General features: G+C 55.8%; 20 protein-coding genes. 12 read left to right on the top strand and 8 right to left on the bottom strand.

The window, feature by feature from the left end:
- The first annotated feature begins 244 nt into the window (after window positions 1–244).
- From J3P81_RS15625 to J3P81_RS15595, 7 genes are all read left to right on the top strand, one after another.
- Window positions 245–2,086: a DUF4011 domain-containing protein gene (locus J3P81_RS15625; protein ID WP_434559655.1), complete on the top strand. Its 1,842-nt coding sequence runs from the start codon at window positions 245–247 to the stop codon at window positions 2,084–2,086.
- A 29-nt stretch (window positions 2,087–2,115) separates the two neighbouring features.
- The gene (locus tag J3P81_RS15620) at window positions 2,116–2,505 is read left to right on the top strand and encodes a hypothetical protein (protein ID WP_434559653.1); all 390 of its coding nucleotides are present in this window, start codon (window positions 2,116–2,118) and stop codon (window positions 2,503–2,505) included.
- A gap of 760 nt (window positions 2,506–3,265) precedes the next feature.
- The gene (locus J3P81_RS15615) at window positions 3,266–4,705 is read left to right on the top strand and encodes a hypothetical protein (RefSeq protein ID WP_434559651.1); all 1,440 of its coding nucleotides are present in this window, start codon (window positions 3,266–3,268) and stop codon (window positions 4,703–4,705) included.
- A gap of 9 nt (window positions 4,706–4,714) precedes the next feature.
- Window positions 4,715–5,527 (top strand): hypothetical protein, encoded by an 813-nt coding sequence (locus J3P81_RS15610; protein WP_434559649.1) that lies wholly within the window; start codon window positions 4,715–4,717, stop codon window positions 5,525–5,527.
- Window positions 5,528–7,060, top strand: a complete 1,533-nt coding sequence (locus J3P81_RS15605; protein WP_434559647.1) for a hypothetical protein — start codon at window positions 5,528–5,530, stop codon at window positions 7,058–7,060.
- Entirely contained in the window at window positions 7,060–8,109 is a 1,050-nt protein-coding gene (locus tag J3P81_RS15600; RefSeq protein WP_434559645.1) for a hypothetical protein, read from the top strand. The genes J3P81_RS15605 and J3P81_RS15600 overlap by 1 nt, the downstream gene beginning before the upstream one ends.
- A 419-nt stretch (window positions 8,110–8,528) precedes the next feature.
- Complete coding sequence (locus tag J3P81_RS15595; RefSeq protein WP_434559643.1) at window positions 8,529–10,580, top strand: ATP-binding protein; 2,052 nt, start codon at window positions 8,529–8,531, stop codon at window positions 10,578–10,580.
- 436 nt (window positions 10,581–11,016) lie between these two features.
- Here J3P81_RS15595 and J3P81_RS15590 read toward each other — a convergent pair whose 3' ends face one another.
- Complete coding sequence (locus J3P81_RS15590) at window positions 11,017–11,892, bottom strand: LysR family transcriptional regulator (RefSeq protein WP_420765839.1); 876 nt, start codon at window positions 11,890–11,892, stop codon at window positions 11,017–11,019.
- Window positions 11,893–11,991: 99 nt separating this feature from the next.
- Here J3P81_RS15590 and J3P81_RS15585 point away from each other — a divergent pair, with 99 nt between their 5' ends.
- Window positions 11,992–13,161 carry a mandelate racemase/muconate lactonizing enzyme family protein gene (locus tag J3P81_RS15585; protein WP_434559641.1) on the top strand — a complete coding sequence of 390 codons (1,170 nt, stop codon included), beginning with the start codon at window positions 11,992–11,994 and terminating at the stop codon, window positions 13,159–13,161.
- Between the two features lie 100 nt (window positions 13,162–13,261).
- A complete protein-coding gene (dctA, locus tag J3P81_RS15580) occupies window positions 13,262–14,569 on the top strand; it encodes a C4-dicarboxylate transporter DctA (protein WP_434559639.1) in 1,308 nt (435 codons plus the stop codon).
- A gap of 81 nt (window positions 14,570–14,650) precedes the next feature.
- Here the strand turns inward: dctA and J3P81_RS15575 are convergent, their stop codons facing one another.
- The 5 genes from J3P81_RS15575 to J3P81_RS15555 all read right to left on the bottom strand — a co-directional run bounded on the left by J3P81_RS15575 (window position 14,651) and on the right by J3P81_RS15555 (window position 18,910).
- Entirely contained in the window at window positions 14,651–15,412 is a 762-nt protein-coding gene (locus tag J3P81_RS15575; RefSeq protein ID WP_434559637.1) for an SDR family oxidoreductase, read from the bottom strand.
- A gap of 29 nt (window positions 15,413–15,441) precedes the next feature.
- A complete protein-coding gene (locus tag J3P81_RS15570) occupies window positions 15,442–16,269 on the bottom strand; it encodes an EamA family transporter (RefSeq protein WP_420765843.1) in 828 nt (275 codons plus the stop codon).
- A gap of 76 nt (window positions 16,270–16,345) precedes the next feature.
- Entirely contained in the window at window positions 16,346–17,251 is a 906-nt protein-coding gene (gcvA, locus tag J3P81_RS15565; RefSeq protein WP_420765844.1) for a transcriptional regulator GcvA, read from the bottom strand.
- A gap of 130 nt (window positions 17,252–17,381) precedes the next feature.
- Window positions 17,382–17,990 carry a LysE family translocator gene (locus J3P81_RS15560; protein ID WP_434559635.1) on the bottom strand — a complete coding sequence of 203 codons (609 nt, stop codon included), beginning with the start codon at window positions 17,988–17,990 and terminating at the stop codon, window positions 17,382–17,384.
- Between the two features lie 137 nt (window positions 17,991–18,127).
- Window positions 18,128–18,910, bottom strand: coding sequence for an SDR family NAD(P)-dependent oxidoreductase (locus J3P81_RS15555; RefSeq protein ID WP_420765846.1), 783 nt, complete (start codon window positions 18,908–18,910; stop codon window positions 18,128–18,130).
- A 202-nt stretch (window positions 18,911–19,112) separates the two neighbouring features.
- On the opposite strand from J3P81_RS15555, the gene J3P81_RS15550 reads away from it, so the two are divergent.
- Complete coding sequence (locus tag J3P81_RS15550; RefSeq protein WP_434559633.1) at window positions 19,113–19,682, top strand: TetR family transcriptional regulator; 570 nt, start codon at window positions 19,113–19,115, stop codon at window positions 19,680–19,682.
- A 225-nt stretch (window positions 19,683–19,907) separates the two neighbouring features.
- Here J3P81_RS15550 and J3P81_RS15545 read toward each other — a convergent pair whose 3' ends face one another.
- Window positions 19,908–20,171 (bottom strand): hypothetical protein, encoded by a 264-nt coding sequence (locus J3P81_RS15545; protein ID WP_420765848.1) that lies wholly within the window; start codon window positions 20,169–20,171, stop codon window positions 19,908–19,910.
- Between the two features lie 457 nt (window positions 20,172–20,628).
- Here J3P81_RS15545 and J3P81_RS15540 point away from each other — a divergent pair, with 457 nt between their 5' ends.
- Window positions 20,629–21,330 (top strand): TetR/AcrR family transcriptional regulator, encoded by a 702-nt coding sequence (locus J3P81_RS15540; protein WP_434559631.1) that lies wholly within the window; start codon window positions 20,629–20,631, stop codon window positions 21,328–21,330.
- Window positions 21,327–22,112 (top strand): pyrroline-5-carboxylate reductase family protein, encoded by a 786-nt coding sequence (locus tag J3P81_RS15535; protein WP_434559629.1) that lies wholly within the window; start codon window positions 21,327–21,329, stop codon window positions 22,110–22,112. The genes J3P81_RS15540 and J3P81_RS15535 overlap by 4 nt, the downstream gene beginning before the upstream one ends.
- Window positions 22,113–22,270: 158 nt before the next feature.
- Here J3P81_RS15535 and J3P81_RS15530 read toward each other — a convergent pair whose 3' ends face one another.
- The gene (locus J3P81_RS15530) at window positions 22,271–24,307 is read right to left on the bottom strand and encodes an FAD-dependent oxidoreductase (protein WP_434559627.1); all 2,037 of its coding nucleotides are present in this window, start codon (window positions 24,305–24,307) and stop codon (window positions 22,271–22,273) included.
- Between the last annotated feature and the right edge of the window lie 21 nt (window positions 24,308–24,328).

Genomic DNA, 24,328 nt, shown 5'->3' with positions numbered 1-24,328 from the left:
CTGGATCTGAGTGGATTTTTCGGATGTGTGACTGATATAGGATTTTGTCCTAATAGCCTTCGGCGGGCGAATTGCTCCGGTGTGTCTAGCGGTCATTCGATGAAGTGATGAGAAGTCGGTAACGACCAAAGGCACATTACGGCTCTCACTAGAAAGAGCTATCATCCCGCCATCAGCTCAAGAGGGGCCCTCTGGCCGGCCAATTCCGGCACTCCCTTGGGCATAACGACAAGGATGGTTGCGCATGGACGACCTCGTTCAGCCCCTCACACTTCAAGAAGAAGTCCCTCCTAAAGAAATAAAGATTCTTGCTACCTTGGTGGCAAAGCTGAACCTTGCAGATTTCCAGAATGCTATCCCTGTGATTCGCGAGCTTCGTGTCTCGAACGAGACGAGTGATCGTTTCGTCAGTGCGACTCTTACCCTTAGCTCGGCACCCGAGGTATTTAAATCCAAGATCTGGCGGATTGACGAAATCGCTGCAGATAGCTTCCAGGTTATACCGGGGCTCGATCTTGTCCTGGATGGCCCGTTCTTGAATCGCCTGACAGAAGCGGAGATGTCGACCTTTACCTTCGTTCTGGAAGCCGAAGACAAGGACCGGGAAAGCGGTCGCAAGGAGGTTGCTCGGCTTGAGCAGGTTGTGGACCTTTTGCCCAGAAACCAGTGGGGCGGATTGCGGCATATACCCGATATGACTGCGGCTTTTGTTCAACCGAATGATGCTGCGGTTGAGCGGTTGCTCAAACAAGCGGCTGAGTTGCTTCGTCTTAGCGATAAGCCATCTGCACTTGATGGATATGAGGGAGGGCCAAAAAGAGCTTGGCAGTTGGCTTCGGCAGTGTGGGGCGCCGTGGCGCGCATGAAACTCGACTATGCGTTGCCGCCGGCTAGCTTTGAACAATCAGGACAGAAGATTCGTAGCCCCAGTCAGATTGCTGACTCCGGGTTGGCTACATGTCTCGACCTAACTCTGCTTTTCTGCGCAGCATTGGAGCAGATGGGGCTTAACCCTGTGATCGTATTCACCTACGGTCATGCCTTTGCTGGTTTGTGGCTTAAGCCCGAAGAGTTTACGACTGCCCTGGTGGATGATGTCACAGCAGTACGTAAGCGGGTGAAGCTTCAGGAACTCGTGCTGTTCGAGACTACCCTCATTACCCACAACTCAATACCGCCATTCTCTTATGCGGTAGAGATGGGCACTAAACAGGTAGCTGAAGAAGCCGAAAGTGTTTTCGAAATGCTGCTGGATATCCGTCGCGCCCGTCTGCAACGTATCAAGCCGCTCGCCAGCTCAGAGGCTCAGATCGCGCGTGTTGCCGTTGCTGAATCTGCTGAAGCTCCATCGTTTCTGGTGGAGGAAGGGATCGGCATCGCCGATGACAACATTGAGGTGCAAGTTGAGGATCTGTCCAAACTCGACCCAGCCGATCGCCTCGGCCGTTGGCAGCGTAAGCTTCTAGATCTGTCGCTTCGAAATAACTTACTCAATTTCAAAATGGGTAAGCGAGCGCTGAAGCTTGAGTCACCTGATCCAGGTGCGTTTGAGGACATTATTGCAAGTGGACAGGCGCTGAAGCTGCTTACCAGACCTGACCTGATGGATGGAACAGATCCGCGTGAGCGCGCACTCTATGAGCAGCGTGAGCGAGAAGATGGTGTCCTTGAAGCCCGGGTCGCTATCCATGGCTCAGATGTGATTCCGACCGAAATCAAATCTCTTCTCAAAAGCGGCAAATTGTCGACCAAAGCCATGCCTGCCGGGCGGTTCAACGAGCTGCACCAGGACTATGTATGCAGCTGCACCCTGCGAGTAGGTCGAGAGTTGTTGGCAATCCTGCCGGATGACCTAGTCATCGTCACCGCTCTGGACAATGTGCTCAATAGCTCGACAGGTCATATGGAGGAGGAACCAATTCTGAGTGTTGCGTTCTCTCGGTCAACCGTTGACGGACTTAACCTAGAAACGATAGATCCGTCTGATGCGATGAAGAATTTCGTTCATAACATGAACTTCAAGAAGGGCGCCGGATTCTCTGCCGTTGCCGCCCTTGATGCTCAGCGCTTCGCCGTAACCGTATAACTGAATCATCTCAGAGCCCAGAGAGTGAAATGGCAAACATGAAGCAAATTGGTTTGTACGCAGGGATATTGGGAGCCTTGGCATCAGTGGCGGCGCTCGTCCTGCCGACGCAGGCGGTGTCGCACAACTCTAGTGGTAATAACAGTCCGGTCATTTCTGGCAACGGTAACAACGTCAGCTATCAATCCGGTTTTCCCGATCTTGAAACGATAAGAGCCCAGCGTCCTAATATCAGTGATCAACAATACGCTGCAATTAAGCCCGGCATGACATATGAACAGGTGCTGGAAATCGTCAAGATTCCCGGTAAGGAGGCCACCAGCGGCGGCAACGTGCAGATCTATACATGGGGGACGGAGGTGTACGTATATATGGTGGTGACCTTGGTGGATGGAAAGGTTCAATCCAAGTCACATTGACGACGCAGTTTCATGTATTACATCGCCAGATAACTTCATGGATACCGGGCGACGCAGTTCAGCATGGGTCTATTTGCTCCGAGGTTTACCGGCGTCACTCCGATTGTCTCGAATTTGACCGTCTTGATTTCGAGAGCGAGGCTGTTGGCCGCCGCCGGGCTTCGGAACGTTTACATCTTTGTTGATAGGGCGTCGATCGGTCATCGTAAATCTCCTACGAGTGCGGGTTTTTTACATATAATCGTTAAGTCGACTTCTACAAAAAAACACATCATGTAGTGGTTTGTTTTTGTTACGGGCACAATATATCGCGTATTTTACGTTGGTCAATGACTGCGTGCTGACGCTGCTGCGATTTTGACCCGGGCTCCTTATTTTGAGTGGTCCGCATGCTGTCTCCAACATCGCCCGCAATGTCGCCATTTTTTGGGTGGAGGGGTGGTCAATGAATTCCGGTAGCCAGGGTGGAAAACGTGTCAGCACCAACAGGTGAAGGAGCTCCATCTCCAGCATCCAGTCTCTGAATTGCAGTTCACCACTCCTACTGTCGAACTACGCAATGCACATCTTGCTAAGAATCCTGACGAGCGTCATCATCCCGTTATATTTGATGGCCATTCGCCCATGGTCGCGTGTCGCCCGTCAACCAAGTCGGCTATACAGATAATTCCATCACTCCAGTTTTTGGCTTCGTGAAGCAGGAAACTGTTGCGTTTCGAGTTGTTTAGCCATTTAAAACAAAGACTTATGGATGTTAGTGATGTCGTTTCTAAGGAAGCTGTTGGCGGCGCTTAAGGCATTTTTGTTTGGGGAAAGGGTCGAGACCGGCGAAGAAGGAGGCTTTCCTAAAATTGACCCTGAAAAGATCAAAGCCGACCTCAGAGTCCTGGAAAACGCTCGTGCTCATGGTGCGTCGGGTATCCCTGATGCTAGAGATACTCGTCTAACGGAAACTGAACTCCAGATTATGGGTACCGTGGGGAAGCTTCGCGCAGCCACGTTCAAAAGCGGCGAGCGTTGGCTCAAGCAAATCCAAGCCCGTCTGGACAGCATCGACCTGACTCAAGAGACGAACCATACCGTGCAACTCGGTGAGGAGTTCGTACGAAAAGCCGACTCTATTCTCTCCCAGGCAGACGCTGAACTTCAGGATGAAGCGCGCACGACTCGGGCCCAAAAGGAAATCCTCGATCGCTTCAGGTCTGAGAACAAGCTGCCTGACACACCTGCGAAGCTGGCAGGCTGGACCGATCATGCAACAAAGGTTGGCGTGCTCGTGTTGTGTTGCGCGCTGGAAGCATTCGCGAACTCGACCTTCTTCGCAGGAGGAATGCAGGGCGGACTGCTAGCCGGTCTGATGCTGGCAGGGCTGTTAGCGGTCGCCAACATCGTTGGATGCTTTTTCGTTGGTCGTCTCTTTACTAACAAAAACCATGTGAACAGCGGTCGCAAAACCCTCGGATGGGTTTGCGGATTATTCGGTGTTACTTGGACACTTTTGGTTGGTTGCTTCGTGGCTTACTGCCGCCATGTGATGCCTCAGATTGATGACGAAACTGCCAATCAGCTGCAACTGGTTTGGGAAAGCGCCAGTTCGTTGGTGTCGCCTTTCAGCGACTTTGAAAGCATTGGTCTGTTTGTTGTGACTGTCATTTTTGGCTTGCTCGCATTGCACCATGGATACGCCTGGCAAGATCGCTACCCGGGGTATTCGAAGGTCTATGGGGCGTACGTTGATTCTTATCAGAGCATGGTCGAGGTTATCGACCGCCTGCGTGAGGAGCTAGAACTGGAAAAACAGACGACGCTCGCGCAAATCGACGAGAACGTTAAAAAAGCCAAGCAGGCCATTAAACGCTTCAAATCCAACATGAATGAGAAGTCTGTCGCCGAGAAAAAGGTGACGGAGCACCTCGTATTGGCTGACAACACCATATTGGCCCTGACGCAGGCATATCGGTATGAGAACCAAATGGTTCGACCGGCTGATAAACCTCGTCCTGACTATTTCAACGATGACGTCGTGCTGGAAGAACAGGGTTTTCCAGATTTTAGCACAGAGCGTGACGAGGACCGCTTGAGGGTTCAGGAGCAGATGTTGAGCGAAATGCTCGCCATTGAGCAGCCAACCCGGGCAAAGGTTCAGTCGTCGTTCACGCAGAAATTTGACCAGCTCAAACCCATTGAAAGCCAGATTTAAAGGCGTCCCATGTCGCTGTACAAAAAACGAAAACAAAAATCGGCTACGGTAGCCATTCTCTGGATTTTGCTGACGCTTGCCTTGGTGGTTGGTGTTGTCTACGGAATCTACTGGTCTTTCAACCAAGATAAAATTGACAAGGTAACGCTTTGCCCAAGCAGTGGTGCGAAGGGTGAATACGTCGTGTTGATCGACAATACGTCTCCCTTTCCCTTTACGCAGAAAGCGGCTTTGGCCAAGCGGCTTCAAAACATGATTCTGAAAGAGGTTCCGGAAGGTGCCCTGGTGACGGTGTTCCTGTTGGGGGAGGATTACCAGCACAACAGCGATCCTGTATTCGTCATGTGTAACCCAGGGCAGTGGGAAGACAAAAACAAGTTCACGAATACCCAGAAATTCGTGGACAAGGATTTCAACGAGAAATTTACCAAGCCTCTCGATGCGGTCGTACGCAAGATTCCTTTGGATGTGCGAGCGAAAACCTCTCCCATTTTCGAGATGCTTCAGCTAGCCAGCCTCCACGGATTCAACCATCGGAATGCCCAGGGTGAGAAGCATCTGATCATCTATTCGGACATGGCCGCGAACATGCCTCGGTTCAGCATGTACAAAAATGCTCAGCTCTCCTACAAAGATTTTGCAAAAAGCGCCTACGGCCAAGAGGCGGTAGCGCCTGCGCTGATGGATGTCTCTGTCACCATCAATATGTTGGCCGCAGAGTCTTCGGTTACCCCCTACAACAAGCGCGCGGAATTTTGGGCGCAGTACTTTTCTGCCAATGGTGCGTCACTGGACCGAGTAAACCCCATGGAGGGGCTGTAAATGAGCGCTGTAAAGCCACTGCACCGAGTACAATACTGGTTTGTTTTCGCGCTCATTCTGAAGATTTTTTGCGCCGGGATCAGCCTCTACATTAACGACCCTAAGTGGTTTGGCTTCTGGGTTCCGTTGACCATCATGCTGGCTTATTGGCTGGTGGGTTATCGCGTGCGAAAACTGTATGACGTGAAGCTTACCTTGGCCAAGTTTGCTGACTCTGTTTATTACCTCGGCTTTCTGTTCACCGTGGGCAGTATCATCATCTGTCTGTTCGACATCCAGAGTATCGGTGAAGACCTCAGCAACATGGCGATGCGCTTCGCTGCTGCGATGGTGAGCACTGCGATTGGCATGGTCGCCCGCACCCTTCACGTCGGTTTTAAGCACGACCAGGAGGACGCCATCTCAAGCGTCGAAGAGCGCGCGATCACAGCGGCTGAAAATCTCACCCTGATGTTTGATGACACCTTCCAGAAGCTGACGGTGTTCCGAGATGAAGTGGTTGCCACGACCAAAGAAACCGTCACCGGTGCCAAGGATCAGATTGAGGCGCTTTCCAAGCACAGCATGGGTGCCATGGATGCGTACTTCGCCAATGCCACTCAGCGAAGTAATGAAGCGTTCGATGCCATGCTCAAGGACGCCAGAGCCGCCAGCAACGACTTGCTGTCGACCATCAATGGTTTTTCCGAGAAGAGCGAGAAAACCCTCGAGCGTATGGAAGCGCATGCATTGGATTTCGGGAAGAAAGCAGAGGCACGCCTGGATCAGACGCTGTTCCCAGAGAATCTGTTTGCCAACAAGCTCAATCCTTCCATTGCCGTTTTGGCTGAGACAACAGATGGGGTCAACACGGGTATCACGACCCTGGCAGAAGACATTAAATCTGCGGCTAAGGCTGTGGGCACTGCGATTCGTGGTTTGAACACCAAAACCCAGACTCTTGAAGAAACACTCACGGCTGTGGGTTCTATTGTTGAAAGTCAGCAGCGTCTCATGGACGCTATGAACAGCCAGGGCGCTAGCCTGGTGGGCGGAATCGAGCGGGTTCAGAAAGAGTTTTTGGACACCCTAGACGACTATCAAAATGACTTCGAGCAAGAGCTTAAAGAAAACCGTGCAGTGATTGCACAGGTCGTCGAGAAGCTTGACGGGCTTCACACAAGACTTGAGCGGGGCGATTCTGTCGCAGTCCTAAGCCAGGAAATGGGCGAAGCGTTCAGAGCTGCAGGCGAGGCGAGTTTCCGGGCCAACGAAGCCCTTTCTGAGTCGATCAAGTCGACCCTGATGCCTCTCATTCAGGCCATCAACGAAAGCAACGAAACGCACAAAGATTTGGCCAGTCAGGTCATTCAGGGGAACAGTGCGATAGACACCGCCCATGCGCACCTTGATGAGCTCGTTCGCAAGATCGATCACGTGAATCAAATCGAGATTCGCCAAGCCGCGGTTAATGAGCCTCTCATCGCATCCGAGGCCAGTTCTGTGGCCTTGCTCCCATCTGATCGTATGTCCTCAGATGTGAGACCTGCCTGATGAGTCAGAAGAACGACCAGGTCTTCAACCTGTCGATTACTGAAATTTGGATGGTGCTGGCTTTCATTTTGCTACTTCTGAGCGGCTGGCAAGTGTGGAAGCTCACCAATGCCAATAAATCGTTGGAGCAAAAAGTCGCTGACTACCAAAGCCTGGATGAGCGTGAGAGGGCGATCAATGAAGCGACCGCAGCGCTCAAGACTAAGCTCTCAAAAATGGGTTTGAAAAACCCTTATGAGCTTATCCGAAAACTGACAGATGCTTCCAAAGCACGGGACGAGTCAGAGCGCCTGAAGGTACTGCTCACTCAGAAAGACGAAGAGTTGTCGGCGCTTGCTGCGATCGACAAAGCGTTGGATCAGTCAGCGAGTAAAGACAAAGGCAAAGAAGCCAAACGCTTGATACTTGAAACGCTCATGACCTATGACCAGTTGAAGCAACTGGTCGCAGATCCAAACGCAGACGTTAAGCCTACCGAAATCGTGAAGCGTATCGCCGACATGAAGGCTACGGAGCAGATGATTAAGGATGCTCTGAAAACCGAGGGCGATCCGAAGACTGATCAGGTTCACAAACTGCTTCAGGATTCGCAGGCATACGCGGAAGCGGAGAAAGCGGGGCTGAATCCGACTGTACTGCAGAAGACGAACAGTGATCTGAAAGGGCAGGTGCAGTTTCTACAGAACAAAATTAACCGGGGTAAGGGAGGAGATCTCCCTCCGTGCTGGGCTAACCCCGATACCGGCAAGCCTGAGATGTTCCTCACGGTCTACCTCAAGGAAAATAATCTGACGTTCGAGCCAGCCTGGCCAGTTTCACGACTTGCGGATGCACAAGCGCTGCCAGGTTTCGATGCGCTCATGGCTAATAAAGATAGAGGCTATGAGGATTTTTTGCGCGCCACCCAAGCGATTAATGTGTTTGGCAACGCGAACGGGTGTAAGTACTACGTCCGTCTTGCGAGTCAGATTCAGGACGCTCCGACTTCTGACAAGCGCCGGATTCAAGTAGAAAGCAATTTCTACAAAATTGAAGTGAGGCGGTGGTAAACGGTCTGGCTCTTGCGGGCCGCTTGCGTGTTGTGCAACTCGTTATTCAAACGATGAAATGACGGGAAGGGGACTGAAAGAGTACTTCGTTGGCGCTGGTGCGATTTTGAATAAGGCTGCTGATTTTGACTGATCCACATGCTATCTCCGAGATCACCCGCGAGTTTCATCATTTTTGAGTAGTCGGTGAGGCAATGAATTCCGGTAGCCTGGGTCAATATCGCACCAGCGCCAACACCTAGTTCTCAGCCAGGCAGATATCCCGATGATGCGATAGGATCAAGGTGTTCGAATTGAGGGGCTTTCTTCTTTAGCGGCATTGGCATACCGCAGAGCGAATGCGTTAATTCCTCGAGGGCGTACATGACCAGAATGAACAGGGCCATGATAATGACAAAGGATCGGGAGGAAGGGATCAGGTGAGCCTAAACACATATTTGCCGGGGCGGCTACGTAACACGCCGCTACCCCGCAGTCATGGATTGATGCCGTTGTTCGAGGCTGTCGTGAATTCCATTCACTCGATTGCCGAAACCAGCAGCGATCCCGAGTATGGACGGATCACGATCGAGATTGTGCGTGTGCCTCAATCCACTTTGGCCTTGGACGTAAGTAAGGCGAAACGGGGTGCGCCTTCCCAAGAACCTATCATGGGGTTCAAGATCACCGATAACGGAGCGGGCTTTCACGACAAGAACATGGCCTCGTTTGAGACACTCGATAGTGAATACAAAGCTCAGCAAGGCTGTCGGGGTGTAGGGCGTCTGCTCTGGTTGAAAGCGTTCGAGGCGGTCAACATCAGCAGTGATTACAAAGATGAAAGTGGTGCTATCAAGCACCGTTCATTCGCGTTTACGGCGGCGCAAGGCGTATCTAGCCTCCCTTCGACCATGAAGCCAGCCGATTTTGCATTGCAGACCTGCGTCCATCTCTCAGGTTTCAATAAACCGTATAGACAAAATTCCGCCAAGACAGCTAGGAAGATAGCCACAAGTCTTTTCGAACATTGCCTTTGGTACTTCGTTCGTGATTCTGGTGCGCCGAAAATCCACATCAAGGATGGTGAGGAAGAAATTGACCTTGATGAGGTGCTCGATCAATACCTGTTCACCTCATCGAAAAAGGAACAGATTGAAATCAAGGGGCAGACATTTGAGCTTACCCATCTGAAGCTCAAGGCCAGTTCGGCGAAACAGCCGTTCATTGCCTGGTGTGCTGCCAGTCGCGTGGTTGAAGAGGAAACGCTCTCCGGTAAGGTTCCTGGCTTGCACGGGAAAATTCGTGATGACGACGGTGATTTTGTCTACGCCTGTTATGTAACGTCTCCCTTTCTTGATCAAAATGTACGTCCCGAACGTATCGGTTTTGATATCGAAGAGCTGAGCGACGATCTCTTTTCGGAAACGGAAGTCAGCTTGAGCGACATCCGCAGGGCAGTCATTGCTTCGTCTAGCGGCTACCTCGAAGGCTATCTGCAAGAGATCCGTAAAACTGGGCGCGAGCGAGTCGAAAAGTTTGTGTCTGTACGTGCGCCACGGTATCGACCAATTCTCCGTCGAATTGATGAAGAGAAGCTCAGCGTCGATCCGGACATTTCAGATAAAGATTTGGACCTTCTGCTCCACAAACAGCTCTCCGAGATTGAGAATGCTTTACTGTCAGAGGGGCATGATGTGATGAGTTTCGGGAGTGGTGAAACCACTGCTCAGTACCAGGAAAGGCTCGTAAGCTATCTTGAGAAAGCGGATGACATCAAGAAGTCGGACTTAGCCAATTATGTATTCCATCGCAAGGTGACTTTGGACATTTTGGCGAAAGCGCTTGAGCGTGGGGAAGACGGCAAGTACGTCAAGGAGGAGTTGATCCATGAGCTCATCATGCCAATGCGCAAAACGTCGGATGATGTTTTTCTGGATAGCTGCAATCTCTGGTTAGTCGATGAGCGTTTGGCGTTCCACGACTTTCTAGCCTCGGATAAGTCACTTCGGTCCTTTCCGATTACTCATTCAACGGACACAAAAGAACCTGATATTTGTGTTTTGAATGTTTTTGATGAGCCATTATTGGTTTCCGATAACAAGAGGATGCCACCGGCGGCTCTGACGATTGTAGAGATTAAACGTCCGATGCGAAATGACGCTGGCGAGGGAGAGGAGAAAGACCCGATTGAGCAGGCGCTTGGCTATCTGCAGCGTATTCGTGACGGTAACGCTCAAACCGCCGCAGGGCGACCTATTCCCAAAGGAAATGAGATCCCAGGCTTCTGCTACGTGATCTGCGATCTCACGCCTTCGATGGAGAGGCGATGCAAGATGCATGACTTGACTCGTGCCGCGGACGGATTGGGGTATTTTGGGTACAAGAGTAGTTTCAACGCCTATGTTGAGGTCATGTCGTTTGACGGTGTCATTAAGTCTGCGACGGAGCGCAATAAGGCGTTTTTCGAGAAGCTTGGGCTGCCAACGAATTAGTCTGAGTGACACATCGTCCTTACGGACTGAGATTCGACGGCCTGATTGCCATCCTCCCGGAGGGAGCGGCCGGCATCGTTGAGCGTCAGTGACTCGACTTCTTTAATGGAGATTTTGGTCGGAAATGAGTTACCCCCTACTTTTCCCCCCACAAAACCGTCGGCTCTCGATGGATGCTACTGGACTCTCATGGAGCAGAACACCGCTGGAACTCAAGTAAATACTAGCTTAGTAAAAGCCAGAGTAGAGTTTTGAAAGCTTTTGAGAAGTATGAAAAAGAAGATGGGGTGCTAGGGGTCGAGTGTTCGAATCACTCCGTCCCGACCATACAATCCAAAAGGGTTGCGAGATTTAATCTCGCGACCCTTTTTTTATGGTTGTTCCCACCCCCTCAATACAACGGCTTCAGATGAATCTCAGGCCACGCGTGATAAGCCTAGACGCCCACCCTGGACCAGAACTCTTCCGCGGATTGGCTGAGTGGCGCCGTCGGGCGGGTCAGGTGAATTTCCAGTGGGATATCCCAACTCTCGTCCAATGCCCTGACTAAGCGCCCGTCCAGTATCTCCTGCTCGGTGAGGCTTTTGGGTAGCCATGCGACTCCTTTGCTTTCCAGCGCCATCGACATCAGCACCGCCGCGAGGTGGCTGCTGAAGAGGGGCTTGAGGTGGAGGTAGTCTTCCTTGCCCTGCAATCGATGAGCAACGATGCGCCCCAATCCTGATTCATGGGTGTAGGCGAGGTAGGGCAGTGCCGCTGGGGAGGTGCCAAAGTTGGCAGAAGCACTCGCCAGGGGAACCAGGACGTCTTCGCCAACTTTCTTACCCGTGAACTGGTCAGGCGCCAGCAACGGAGGAACGTCGGGATGACGATGACAGAGCAGAAACTGAACCTGTCCGTGTATCAGCATTTGCTCACAGACGGCCATGCTACCTGAATGCAACTGCACGGCCTCGATGGGGGCGCCGTGTTCTGCGCCGCGGAGCCATCTTGGGAAAAAGGTAAACGACAGGGAATGGGTTGCAGCGAACTGCAATGATCTGGCGGCCATTCCCGCCACTTCCTGAGCCTCGTTGCGCATTCGGTACAAGCGCCGCGCGGCTTCCTGGGCGCTCGGCAATATTTGCCTCCCCGCTTCGGTCAGCGTCGCGCCATGAGGCGTGCGGATGAACAGCTGTACGCCCATCCAATTTTCCAACGAGCGCACTCTGCGACTGAACGCTGGTTGAGTGACGTGCCGCGCTTCAGCCGCCCGAACAAAGCTCCCATATTCCGCGAGTGCTGAAAGGTCTTCGAGCCAAACGAGTTCCAAGGGCCATGCCTCCTGTGCATAGGGTGCGGCATTAATAGCATTGGGCGGGAAAGATCGCAAAGCCTAACGTGGGGCTACAAACAACAAGAGGAACCCCTCATGCGCATCGTCGATATTCGTGAAAAAACCGTTTCCATTGCGTCCCCAATCGCCAACGCCTACATCGACTTCTCCAAAATGACCTGCTCGGTCGTCGCTGTGGTCACGGATGTGATTCGCGATGGCAAACCCGTGATCGGATACGGTTTCAACTCCAATGGCCGCTACGGCCAGGGTGCCCTGATGCGTGATCGTTTCCTGGCGCGTGTCACCGAAGCTGAGCCCGACACCCTTGTCGATCATGCGAACAATAACCTGGATCCGTTCGCGATCTGGAAGACCCTGATGACTAACGAGAAGCCAGGCGGACACGGAGAGCGCTCGGTCGCAGTTGGCACCATCGACATGGCCGTATGGGATGCCGTCGCCAAGATTGAAGGCAAACCGCTCTATCGTCTGCTGGCTGACCGCTACCGCAATGGCGTGGCGGATGACAAGGTCTGGGTCTATGCAGCGGGTGGCTACTACTACCCTGGCAAGGATCAGACAAAGCTCAAGACGGAAATGCAGAGCTATCTGGATCGTGGCTACGATGTGGTCAAGATGAAGATCGGTGCGGTGCCACTGGACGAAGACATCCGTCGCATCGAAGCGGTACTTGAAGTGGTGGGGGACGGTCGTCGATTAGCGGTCGACGCCAATGGTCGCTTCGATCTTCAGACGGGTATCGCTTACGCGGAAGCCATCAAAAAGTACAACCTCTTCTGGTACGAAGAGGTCGGTGATCCGCTTGACTACGCATTGCAGGCTGAGCTGGCTAATCACTATGAATTGCCCATGGCCACCGGTGAAAACCTGTTCTCCCACCAGGACGCTCGCAACTTGTTGCGCCACGGTGGCATGCGGCCCGATCGCGACTTCCTCCAATTCGACTGCGCACTGTCTTATGGCCTCGTGGAATACCTGCGCACCCTTGAAGTCATGGAAGAGCTGGGCTGGTCTTCCCGTCGCGTAGTGCCCCATGGCGGTCATCAGATGTCTCTGAACATCGCAGCCGGCCTGCACCTGGGCGGTAACGAATCATACCCAGACGTGTTCCAGCCATTCGGTGGGTTCGCCGATGGGATCAAGGTGGAAAACGGCTACGTCGGTCTGCCGGATATTCCGGGTGTGGGATTCGAAGCCAAGTCTGCCTTGTATGCAGTCATGCGTGAGCTGGGCGAAGGCTGATCACCCTCAAGCTGCGGCCTGCGGGAGCAGGCCGCAGAACCAGGCGCCGACCACCGGCGCCAGCCCACAGCCCATCACAAAAATAAAATGAGGTGCTTCCGTGGAAAATTCCAAGTCCCGCTGGTATAGCCAGCTGTACGTGCAAGTGCTGATCGGTATCGTGATCGGCGCAGCAATCGGTTACTTCGTTCCTGATATCGGAGCCAAGCTCCAACCCTTTGCCGATGGCTTCATCAAACTGATAAAGATGCTATTGGCACCCATTATTTTCGGCACTGTCGTGGTCGGCATAGCGAAGATGGGCAACATCAAGGAAGTCGGTCGGATCGGTGTGAAGGCATTGATCTACTTCGAAATCCTGTCCACCATTGCTCTGGTTGTCGGTCTTATCGTCGTCAACATCGTGAAGCCTGGCGTGGGTATGAACATCAATGCCAGCGCGCTTGATGCAAGTGCTATTGGCAAATACAGCCAAGTTGCGAATGAACAGGGCGGCACCGTTGAGTTCTTCCTCAATATCATCCCGCAGACTTTCATTGGTGCGTTCTCCAATGGCGTCATGCTTCAGGTCATCCTGCTTTCGGTATTGATGGGAGTTGCCCTGGTTCAAATGGGCGAAACCAGCAAGCCGTTGATCAACACCATTGACCTGTTCTTGCAAGGCCTCTTCAAGATAGTTGCGATGGTCATGCGCTTGGCGCCGATTGGTGCTGGGGCCGGTATGGCATTCACTATCGGCAAATACGGAATTGGGACCTTGTTCTCACTGGGACAACTGCTTGTCGCGCTCTACGTCACGACGTTGATATTCATCGTGGTCGTGCTGGGTACGGTGGCGAGATGGTCGGGCATGCCGCTGCTGCAATTTTTGCGTTATTTCAAGGATGAAATCCTCATCACGCTGGGCACCTGTTCAACCGAGGCTGTGTTGCCGCGAATGATGGTGAAGCTTGAAAAGCTTGGCTGCAAAAAATCAGTAGTGGGGATGGTGCTGCCTACGGGATATACCTTCAACGCTGACGGCACTTGTATCTATCTCACCATGGCCGCCATTTTTATTGCCCAAGCCACCAATACGCCGCTGACTTTCGTGGACCAAATGATCCTGCTTGGCGTGTTCCTGCTGACGTCCAAAGGCTCGGCTGGCGTGGCGGGCGCTGGGTTTGTGACACTGGCGGCAACGCTCACGACCATCCACTCCATCCCGTTGGTAGGCCTCGTTTTGCTCTTGGGGATTGACCGGTTCCTGAACGAAGCGCGGGCTGTGACCAACCTCATTGGCAACGGCATCGGCACCATCGCCATTGCCAAGTGGGACAACTCTTTCGACGTCGAGGCCTGCGAGCGTGAAATCGCCGCAATGAAGCAAGACAAGGCTGCGAGAAAGGCATTGTTGGCGCAAAAATAATCGATAAGGCCTCCGGTCATTCCGCTTCAGCGGCATGACCGGCTCTGGCCTCCAGGCTTCGTTCCAATGAGGCCATCCACGTCATTTGCCCCCCGTCACATCAAGAAATGTCCCGGTCACAAACGACGCCTCCGTGCTGGCCAGCCATAGAATGGCGCGCGCCACTTCCTCCGGCTGACCGCCACGCCCCATGGGGATGGAATCCTTGACCCGATCGACCCGTCCCGGCTCGCCGCCGCTGGCATGCATTTCGGTGTAGATATGCCCGGGGCGGATGCAGTTGACGCGTATGCCTTCTCGGGCCACCTCTTTGGCGAACCCGATAGTGAACGTCTCCAATGCTCCCTTTGATGCCGCATAGTCGACGTATTCATTGGGGCTGCCGAGGCGCGCCGATGCCGAGGAGATATTGATCACGACTCCGCCGGGGCCGTTGTGCCGGTGGGACATGCGTTTCACTGCCTGCTGGGCGCAGAGAATCGGGCCGATGGAATTGACTGCAAAGATGCGCTGCATGCGCTCGAAGCCGAGGTCCTCCAGGCGTGACTGAGCCGACAGTACCCCAGCGTTATTGACCAGGACGTCGATGCGTCCGAACGAGCGGTCGATGGCTGCGAATAGATCGGCGACCTGCTTGGGGTCCGAGCTGTCGGCGCGCATGGCTAGCGCGCGCCGTCCCAATGCCTCCACGTCCGCCACCACGGTCAGTGCCGCGGTCTCGTTGGCGATATAGCTGATGGCGACGTCGTAGCCTTGTGCGGCGGCCAGCCGAGCGGTGGCGGCACCCACGCCGCGGCTTCCACCGGTTATCAGGATCAAGGGCGCCTGCGGGATGTCAGCCATTGGGAATATTCTCCTGGGCAGTTGATGGGTCAGCCGATGATGAAGGTGCCGCTGGCGATCACGGTGCACGCCAAGACCCGGCGGGCGGTGAGCGTCTCGCCAAGAAACAGGTAGCCGATCAATACCGCGAACAACACGCTGGTCTCGCGCAATGCCGATACCGCGCCCAGAGGCGCTTCGTTCATGGCGTAGATGACAATTGCATAGGCGATCAGCGAGACCAGCCCGCCGACCGACGCGGCGAGTATCCCGGGCCGGACGGAGAATAAGCTGCGGGCGTCGCGCAGGCCGATGTACACGAGAGGCATCAGCACACCCCACGCGGCGCACATCCACACCGTGTAGGCGAGCGGCGCGCCGGAAAGCCTGGCGCCCATGCCGTCGACGACGCTATAGGCCGCGATGAAGCAACCCGTTCCCAGCGCATAGGGCAGGCTGGGAACCGACAGGCTGCGTCCACGGAAGGCCAGGGAAATGATGCCGCCGGACACCAGGCCGATACCGAGCAACTCGCCGGGGGTAATGTTTTCTCCGGCAAAGATCGCCGCCCCCAGGGTGATCAACGCCGGTGACGATCCGCGGGAAATCGGATAGATCTGCCCCAGGTCGCCGACCCGGTAGCTGCGCACCAGAAACAAGTTGTAGCCCACGTGCAGCAACGCCGAAAGCAACCCATAGCCCCAGCTGGCCGGTGCCGGTGGCACCATGAATATCGCGGCGATGGCACAGACGATGGCGATGACGATACACATGACCGTCATTGACCAGAGTCGATCGGCGCCGCCACGCAGCAAGGCGTTCCAGCTGGCATGCAGGAGCGCGGCGAACAGGACCAGCAGGACGATATGGGTAGGCATGGTCGCCATTCTAGGCAGCGCGACGGCCGGGCGACAGAGAAGTCTCCTCATTGGTTCATGAGCAAATTCTCATGTATCAGTCGTAGACGTGTTGAACCTTCAACGCCTCGCTGGCCAGCCATTGGCGGAAGCTGACGATGTGCGGTTGCGATTCGATGCCCTTGGGACAGACAAAATAATAGGCAAGCGGTGACGCAAACGGCACATCGAACAGCCGCACCAGGCGGCCGTCGCTGATTTCGGTTTCAACGTGGCCGCTACGCACCAAGGCAACACCTTGGCCGAGCAACGCGGCTTCCACTGTCATGTTGGTGTCGCCGAACCTGACGCTCTCCTTGAGCGGCGACAATTCCAACCCAACCTTCTGAAACCAGTCCTCCCATTTTGGTACCAGCTCGGCGCCGTCACGGGTCAGCAGCGGGTAATGCAGCAGTTCGGCGGGGCTGTGTGGCATGCCCAAGCGCTGCAGCAGATCGGGGCTCGCCACCGGAAACACCTGCTCGCCGAACAGGAATTCCGAATACAGGCCGGGATAGTTGCCTTTGCCAAGCCGGATCGCAACATCGGCTTGGGCGTTGGAGAAATGGATGATCTTATCGGTGGTGTCCAGCGCGACCAACAGTTCCGGATAATGGCGGGAAAGCCCCGGCAAGCGCGGCAGCAGCCATTTCAGCGCGAAGGAGTACGTGGTGCTGACTTCGAGCCTGACCCTGCCTTTCTGCTCGCGCAGATCGCCCAGGGTCGCTTCCAGGCTCATGAAAAATTCCCGCACGATGGGCGCCAGCGTAGCCCCCGCTGCCGTGAGGGTCAGTGACTTGCCGCGCTCGAACAACTGCAACCCCCAAAGCGCCTCCAGGTGCTTGAGCTGGTGACTGACTGCGCTCTGCGTCACGTGCAGCTCCTGCGCGGCCGCGGTGAACGTGGGGTGTCGGGTGGCGACTTCAAAGGCACGCAATGTGGCGGTCGGCGGCAGGTCTCTCATGTATAGGTATCCCGGCGATTCGGCGCAAAAGCAAATCATGAACGTTAGCTCATGATAGAGCCAGGCCTGGAGTCGGGGGCGCTTTCTACGCGATGGTCCGATGGGTAGGCAATGATTGCGGTTTAGGTATTCAGCTATGAATGGGCAAGCTCACCCCAAAAGCCACAAAAAAGCCACCGCAGACTTTGTTGAACCGGCGCCCGGTTCGAGCCAGCCAAGGCCTGACCCGGTGAGCTGCGCTGGCGACAAAGTATTCAACGATGAATTCGACCACGGCGTAAGTCAGGGCAATAGTGAGTGTCTGCACAATGATATTGCGGTGCGGATCAAGGAAGGGCGGGATGAACGCGGTGAACAGCAGCAGCGCCTTGGGATTGGAGATGGCCGATACCAAGCCTTGGCGGAACAGCGACCACCGTCGAAAGCCTTCGATACTCGTCGCGTCGAGACTGACGGGTGGCGATCGCCACAGACCGAAGCCCAACCAGATCAGGTAGAGCCCGCCAACGATCTTCAGTGCTGTGAACCAAGTGGCGGATGCCTGGATCAGCGCACCCAGCCCCAATGCGCAAAGCGAAAGCACGACTGAAAAGCCGAGTACGCCGCCTGCGATAGTGAACAACGTCTTGCGGGTTCCATGGATTGCCCCATGGGTAAGCGCCAACAACGCATTGGGGCCTGGCGCTACCGCAATGCCGCAGCAGGTGAGCAGATAGAGCAACCAAGTCTCAAATGGCATGATCCAGTCCAGGTGTGGTGATCCCGAGCACATCCTGCGGGGTGAACAGCGATCATGGAAAGCGCTTAATCCACTTCACCGCCATTTGGCTAACCAATAGAGGGAACCGCGGCGGCGTAGCGGTGACCTTGGAACCGTCAGGCCTTGTACCGCTCAGCCACCGCCGATTGCTTGATCTGCCCCAGCAACCCTTGGCGTGCGGCCTGCAACGCATCCCAGCGAGCGCCGTCCTGCAGTGGCGGAATGGTCACCGGTTCGCGACGATCGAAGCCGATCAGCGCCGCGTCGACCAGATCGCCCACTTCCATGATTTCACTCAGCGTATTGACGTCGATGCCAGCGCGTTCCCAGATTTCGGTCCGGGTAGCCGCCGGCAGGACGGCTTGGACGTAGACGCCCTTGGGGTTGAGTTCGAGGCTGAGCCCCTGGGAGAGGAACAACACGAATGCCTTGGTCGCGCCATATACCGACATGCCGAATTCCGGCGCCAAGCCGACCACCGAGCCAATATTGATGATCGCGCCGTCGCCGGCCTTTGCCAGGCGTGGAGCGACGGCGCTGGCGAGCCGTACCAACGCGGTGGTGTTGAGCGAAACCAGGTGCGCGACGCTGTCGGTGGTCTGTTCGATAAAACTGCCGGATTGGGCCGCGCCCGCATTGTTGATCAGGATGCCGATACGGTCGTCATCTCGCAGGCGCGCTTCGACCTGGTTCAAGTCAGCGGATTGGGTGAGGTCGGCCTGGAGCACATCGACGGTAATATGGTGTTCGTTGCGCAGCTCGGTTGCCAATGCTTCCAGCCGGGCGTTGTCACGGGCCACCAGCACGAGATCGTGGCCGCGTTGGGCAAAGCGCTTGGCATAGACAGCGCCGATACCGGTGGAAGCGCCAGTGATGAGGACGGTTTTGCGAGTGGTCATGGTGTCGGTCTCTTCAGGGATTAAGACGTGCGATCAACGGCGGGGTTTTTCGCCGCCGTTGGCGTTCCACATCGAGCTTAGGGGGGGCGTGTGGGCTGGTTGTTAGGATGATGACCGAAATCTAAGATGTCAATGAATTTGATTATGGTCGGCATCTATGTATGATGCGAGGCATGATTCGAGCGGTACGAGGTGATGAAAAATGAGAGTGACTAAGGCTCAGGCACAGGCAAACCGGCAACATATCGTCGAGACGGCGTCTGTTCTGTTTCGTGAACGTGGCTTTGACGGCATCGGTGTGGCGGACCTGATGGCCGCCGCCGGCTTCACCCACGGTGGTTTCTACAAGCATTTCGGTTCGAAAGCCGACCTGATGGCGGAAGCCGCCGCAGACAGTCTTTCGCGCTCATTGACCAGCGCAAGCAAACTGGATGTCGCGGGTTTTTTCGCCATGTATGTCTCGCGCGAGCACCGCGATGCGCGGGGCAACGGCTGCACGATGGCGGCATTGTGCGGCGACGCGGCGCGTCAGGACGATGAGGTGAAAACCACGTTTGCCACTGGATTGGAGGGCACCCTGGCTGCACTGGAGGAAAAGCTCGGGTCGACAGAAGAAGGGGGCCGGGCAGCGATGATCAACCTGTTCGCCCAGGCCGTCGGCGCGGTCATGCTGTCGCGGGCCTGTCCGGATGATGCTCCGTTGGCGGATGAGATACTGCAAGTCTGCCGTGATCGGATCCTGGCGTTATTGCCCGCGTCCGAACCCGTGTAAAGCCAGCGGTAGCGCAATGCGCTACCGCTGGCCGGATCAGAAAATGAACTTGAACAAGGCAATGACCACGATCAGGCCGATCAGGAAAATGATCCCAACGGTACCACCAAGAAATTTCAACATAGGAACGCTCTCATCGGATGGGCTTAGTTTTCTAGACCCTTGGCGAGCGCGCGCGGTTCGTTAAATTTTCGCAATGAATCGATGCTATGAGGGGCAGGGCTGTCAGTGCACCGCGAGGGACCTCGGGATGGAAACGTGTTCGAATTTCGAAACGGTCTTGATCCAGTAGCGCCGGTATTCGGTCTTGTCCGGTGCCAGTGGTTTATGGCTTGACCAAGGGTGTTCCGCCTTCAGACTGGCTCGATAAGCTTCCCATTCCTTCTGCTCGGCCACTTCCCGGGCCTTGGTTCGGTCATCGAACCAACCCAGGACGTACGCATCGCTCTGGTCCGTACCGCTCGCTATCAGCAGATATATGTCTGTCATTACCGGTTCCCGCCGCCATCCAGCTACCCAGTCGCTGGGCTCTTGTCATGGGTATCGGCCGCAGGCCCGGTTTTTTAAGCAGATTGATAAAAAACGGGTCGAGGCACCACCGATCAAACATCCTTCGTTTGGGCCAGATGTGTCATCAGCCATTCGCGAAAACGCCTGACACTTTGTCGCTCAGACGTCCGGCCCAACGGGCCCAGGAGGCAGAGCTTGGCATCGGTGCGTAAGAGGGTTTGGGTAGGACGGACCAGGTTGCTCGTCTGCAAATGATCGCCGAGCAACCGCGACAGGCCAGGGCGACACTTTGGGCGACCCATGACTTGCGCTCATTGGTCCTTTCGCGACCTCGGGGAGAGGAGGGCGCGGCTCGTCAATCAAATGTACTTAGGTGTACATTTAGCGGGCATCCGAGTACATTCGCGTTACGTATGTTCAATAAGGTGGATGCAAGATGCCCCAGGTGGGAAAGACGCGTGGCAAGGCCCAGGACGCGGGTTGGCGAGGGTCGCCCGAAGGGTGGCTGGAAGCGGCCTATGAGGCTTTGAAGGAGTCCGGCATCGATGCGGTCCGGGTCATGCCGTTGGCCAAGCGCCTGGGTTTGTCACGCACCAGCTTCTATTGGTTTTTCGAGGATCGCGAACAGTTGCTGGCGGCCTTGCTGTCGCGCTGGCGCGAAACCAACACCGGGGGTTTGATCCGGCAAAGCGAAAGCTACGCCGAGAGCATCTCCGAGGCGATCCTGAATGTTTTTGAATGTTGGCTCAATCCGCAATTGTTCGATTCTCAGTTTGAATTTGCGGTGCGCAGTTGGGCGCTCCAGTCCGCAGACGTCGCGCAACAGGTCGCCATTGTCGACGAGCAACGTATGGGCGCCCTGGCGAGCATGTTCAAACGCTTCGGCTACGACAGCCAGGGGGCCGACGCACGAGCTCGGACGATTTATCTGACGCAGATCGGCTACATCACCATGAACACCAGCGAGCTGATCACCGTGCGCTTCCAGCGCATCCCGCATTACGTGAGCATTTTCACTGGCAAGGTGCCCAAGCAGCGTGAGCTGGATCGGTTTTATGGCAAATTCGGCTATGCCGAAAAAGAGCCAGGGGTGTTCGTGCCGCTGATGGAAACCTTTGAAGAAACGGCTGAAAAATGAATGACGTGACGCTGGGAATCGTCGGCGGAACGGGGTGGTTGGGCGCGGCGATTGCCAAGGCCGTGTTGGCGAAGGCCTGGTTGCCGGCGGGTAATCTGGTTATTTCCAATCGCTCAGGGGCCCATCCATGGGCGAAGCAAGGCGTTTGCCTGGTCACCGATAACCAGGCACTGGCGGATCGCAGCGACGTCATCATCATCGCAGTAAGACCCGAGCAATTCGCCAGCCTGACCCTCGACGCATCGGGCAAGACGGTGATCTCATTGATGGCCGGGATCACGGCGCAGGCAATCGCCGCACGGACCTTGGCCTCAAGAGTCGTGCGGGCGATGCCCAACGCGGCGGTGGAAATCGGGCAGTCCTTTACGCCTTGGTATTGCGCTGGCGCGGTGGAACCGATGACGAAGACCCTCATTCAGCAGTTGTTCGAATGCGTGGGCACTGCTGCAGAGGTCCAGCAGGAAGACTTTATCGATTATCTCTCCGCGCTTTCGGGCACCGGCCCGGCCTTTCCTGCCTTGTTGATGACAGCGTTGGCGAATCAGGCGATGGCAGCCGGTATCCCCGGCGAGATTGCGCAGCTTGCCGCAAGCAATGTCGTGATCAACAGCAGCCAGTTGCTGGCCTCCCGCGACGCCCAGCAAATGATCGATACTCTGGTTGCCTACCGCGGCGTGACAGCCGCCGCCTTGCAATCGATGACCCAGGGGCATTTCGAGGCGCAGGTGGGAAGGGCATTGCAAGCGGGCGCCGCCGTGGCGCGCAAAGGGCTTCAAGCCTGACCCCAAGAGTCCCGCGTCCGCAAAACCCTTATGGGAGCGAGCTTGCTCGCGACGACGGCAGCCGGTCCTACATCCCTGTGACTGAGGCACCGCTATCGGGAGCAAGCTCGCTCTCACTTCAGTTTTCAGCAATTGAAAAGATCATGTTGGGCACGACTTCAGATGTCCTTGACCAGCCGCAGCGCATCATAGATGGCCGCGTGGGTATTACGCGCCGACACCGCGTCGCCGATCCGGAACAACTGGAAGCGGCCCTCGGGGTTGGTCACGATGTTCTGGGGGCTCCCTGCGATCAGGTTGTGCTGTTCGACCGCGCCGTTGTTGCTCGAATATGGGCGCAGTTCGAAGTACAGATCGTCCAGCGGCAGGGTGCCATGGTTGACCACCACCTGATCGACCACGCGCTGCTTGTGCACCTGGCCGTAATCGCTACCGAAGTGGGCAACCAGCTGCCCGTCGCGTTGCTCCACCGAGTCGACCCGATACGTGACCGTGAACGTGACGTTCAGGTCTTGCAGGCTGCGCATGTACGGCACCAGGTTCATCGCCATCACCTCCGGCGAAAACGACCGGTCCGGCGTGACGATCTCCAGTTTCGCGCCGCTGTTGGCGATGACCTCGGCGGCCTGGAGCGCCGCGTGGTCGCCGGCGTCATCGAAGATCAGCACGTTCTGGCCAGGCTTGACATCGCCGCAGATGATGTCCCAGGTCGACACCACCAGCTCATTGCCTAGCTTGAGCACCTCGGTATGGGGCAAGCCGCCTGTGGCAACGATCACCACATCCGGTTCTTCGGCCAGGACCGTCTCGGCTTCGGCCCAGGTGTTGAAGTGGAACCTTACGCCCAGCCGTTCGCACTGCGTCATGCGCCAATCGATGATGCTGATCATCTCGCGCCGCCGTTCGCTTTGCGCGGTCAAGCGGATCTGCCCCCCGGGCTGATCCGCCACTTCGAACACCGTGACGTCATGGCCGCGTTCGCCGGCCACCCGTGCTGCTTCCAGGCCCGCCGGGCCGGTGCCGATCACCACCACCTTGCGCTTGACCGATGCCTTGGGAATCTCGTGGGGCATGGTGGTTTCGCGGCCGGTGGCGGCGTTGTGGATGCAGTACGCCGCGCCGCCCTGATAGATACGGTCCAGGCAGTAGTTGGCGCCAACGCAAGGGCGGATCTCTTCTTCACGTTTTTCGATGATCTTGCGCACGATGTGCGGGTCGGTCATGTGGGCGCGGGTCATGCCGATCATGTCCACCTTGCCAGAGGCGATGGCGTGTCGCGCCGTGGCGACGTCCGGAATCTTGGCCGCATGGAACGTCGGGAAACCGGTTGCCGAGCGGATCTCCCCGGCAAAATCCAGGTGCGGCGAGTTGCGCATGCCCTGGATCGGTATCACGTCGGTGAGGCCCGCATCGGTATCGATATGACCGCGCACGACGTTTAGGAAATCCACCAGGCCGCTGTCCTTGAGCATGTGGGAAATCTGGATGCCGTCGCTGAAACCGAAACCGCCGGGAAGATCCTCGTCGCCGGTGTAGCGCACACCAAGGAGGAAGTCCTCGCCGCAACGCTGGCGGATACCGCGCAACACATCGAAGGTAAAGCGCATTCGGTTTTCCAGGGAACCGCCGTAGGGCCCATCAAGCTCATTGGTCAGTGGCGACCAGAATTGATCCATGAGGTGCCCGTAGGCCTGCAACTCCAGGCCATCAAGCCCCGCGGCTTTCATGCGCTCGGCGGCATCGACGTAATCCTTGATGATGCGGTCGATGTCCCAGTCTTCCAGCTTTTTCGGAAACGCCCGGTGGGACGCTTCGCGGCGATGGGACGGCGAGACAACCGGCAGCCAGTCGGCCTTGTCCCAGCGCGTGCGGCGTCCCAGGTGGGTGAGCTGGATCATCACCGCCGCGCCGTGTTCGTGGCACTCATCGGTCAGGTCTTTCATCCATTTGACCACTTCGTCCTTGTACGCCAGCACGTTGTTGAATACCGGCGGGCTATCCCGAGAAACGGCAGCGGAGCCGGCAGTCATGGTCAGCGCCACGCCGGCCTTCGCCCGCTCGACATGATAGGCACGGTACAGATCCTTCGGCATGCCATCGACGGGATACGCGGGCTCATGCGAGGTGGTCATGATCCGATTCTTGAGCGTCAGATGCTTGATTTTGTAGGGCTGCAGCAGAGGATCGCTGGACATGGTGTTGCTCCGGGAACAGAA

Origin of the sequence: Pseudomonas sp. R1-6, assembly GCF_051132115.1 — a bacterium.
Classification (GTDB): Bacteria; Pseudomonadota; Gammaproteobacteria; order Pseudomonadales; family Pseudomonadaceae; genus Aquipseudomonas.
This window is presented reverse-complemented; position numbering and strand designations above follow the sequence as displayed.

What these genes read in the sequence shown, in the direction of transcription:
- J3P81_RS15625 (WP_434559655.1), top strand. Translation starts at nt 245, where the DNA reads ATGGACGACCTCGTTCAGCCCCTCACACTTCAAGAAGAAGTCCCTCCT.
- J3P81_RS15620 (WP_434559653.1), top strand. Translation starts at nt 2,116, where the DNA reads ATGGCAAACATGAAGCAAATTGGTTTGTACGCAGGGATATTGGGAGCC.
- J3P81_RS15615 (WP_434559651.1), top strand. Translation starts at nt 3,266, where the DNA reads ATGTCGTTTCTAAGGAAGCTGTTGGCGGCGCTTAAGGCATTTTTGTTT.
- J3P81_RS15610 (WP_434559649.1), top strand. Translation starts at nt 4,715, where the DNA reads ATGTCGCTGTACAAAAAACGAAAACAAAAATCGGCTACGGTAGCCATT.
- J3P81_RS15605 (WP_434559647.1), top strand. Translation starts at nt 5,528, where the DNA reads ATGAGCGCTGTAAAGCCACTGCACCGAGTACAATACTGGTTTGTTTTC.
- J3P81_RS15600 (WP_434559645.1), top strand. Translation starts at nt 7,060, where the DNA reads ATGAGTCAGAAGAACGACCAGGTCTTCAACCTGTCGATTACTGAAATT.
- J3P81_RS15585 (WP_434559641.1), top strand. Translation starts at nt 11,992, where the DNA reads ATGCGCATCGTCGATATTCGTGAAAAAACCGTTTCCATTGCGTCCCCA.
- J3P81_RS15575 (WP_434559637.1), bottom strand. Translation starts at nt 15,412, where the DNA reads ATGGCTGACATCCCGCAGGCGCCCTTGATCCTGATAACCGGTGGAAGC.
- J3P81_RS15570 (WP_420765843.1), bottom strand. Translation starts at nt 16,269, where the DNA reads ATGCCTACCCATATCGTCCTGCTGGTCCTGTTCGCCGCGCTCCTGCAT.
- gcvA (WP_420765844.1), bottom strand. Translation starts at nt 17,251, where the DNA reads ATGAGAGACCTGCCGCCGACCGCCACATTGCGTGCCTTTGAAGTCGCC.
- J3P81_RS15560 (WP_434559635.1), bottom strand. Translation starts at nt 17,990, where the DNA reads ATGCCATTTGAGACTTGGTTGCTCTATCTGCTCACCTGCTGCGGCATT.
- J3P81_RS15555 (WP_420765846.1), bottom strand. Translation starts at nt 18,910, where the DNA reads ATGACCACTCGCAAAACCGTCCTCATCACTGGCGCTTCCACCGGTATC.
- J3P81_RS15550 (WP_434559633.1), top strand. Translation starts at nt 19,113, where the DNA reads ATGAGAGTGACTAAGGCTCAGGCACAGGCAAACCGGCAACATATCGTC.
- J3P81_RS15545 (WP_420765848.1), bottom strand. Translation starts at nt 20,171, where the DNA reads ATGACAGACATATATCTGCTGATAGCGAGCGGTACGGACCAGAGCGAT.
- J3P81_RS15540 (WP_434559631.1), top strand. Translation starts at nt 20,629, where the DNA reads ATGCCCCAGGTGGGAAAGACGCGTGGCAAGGCCCAGGACGCGGGTTGG.
- J3P81_RS15535 (WP_434559629.1), top strand. Translation starts at nt 21,327, where the DNA reads ATGAATGACGTGACGCTGGGAATCGTCGGCGGAACGGGGTGGTTGGGC.
- J3P81_RS15530 (WP_434559627.1), bottom strand. Translation starts at nt 24,307, where the DNA reads ATGTCCAGCGATCCTCTGCTGCAGCCCTACAAAATCAAGCATCTGACG.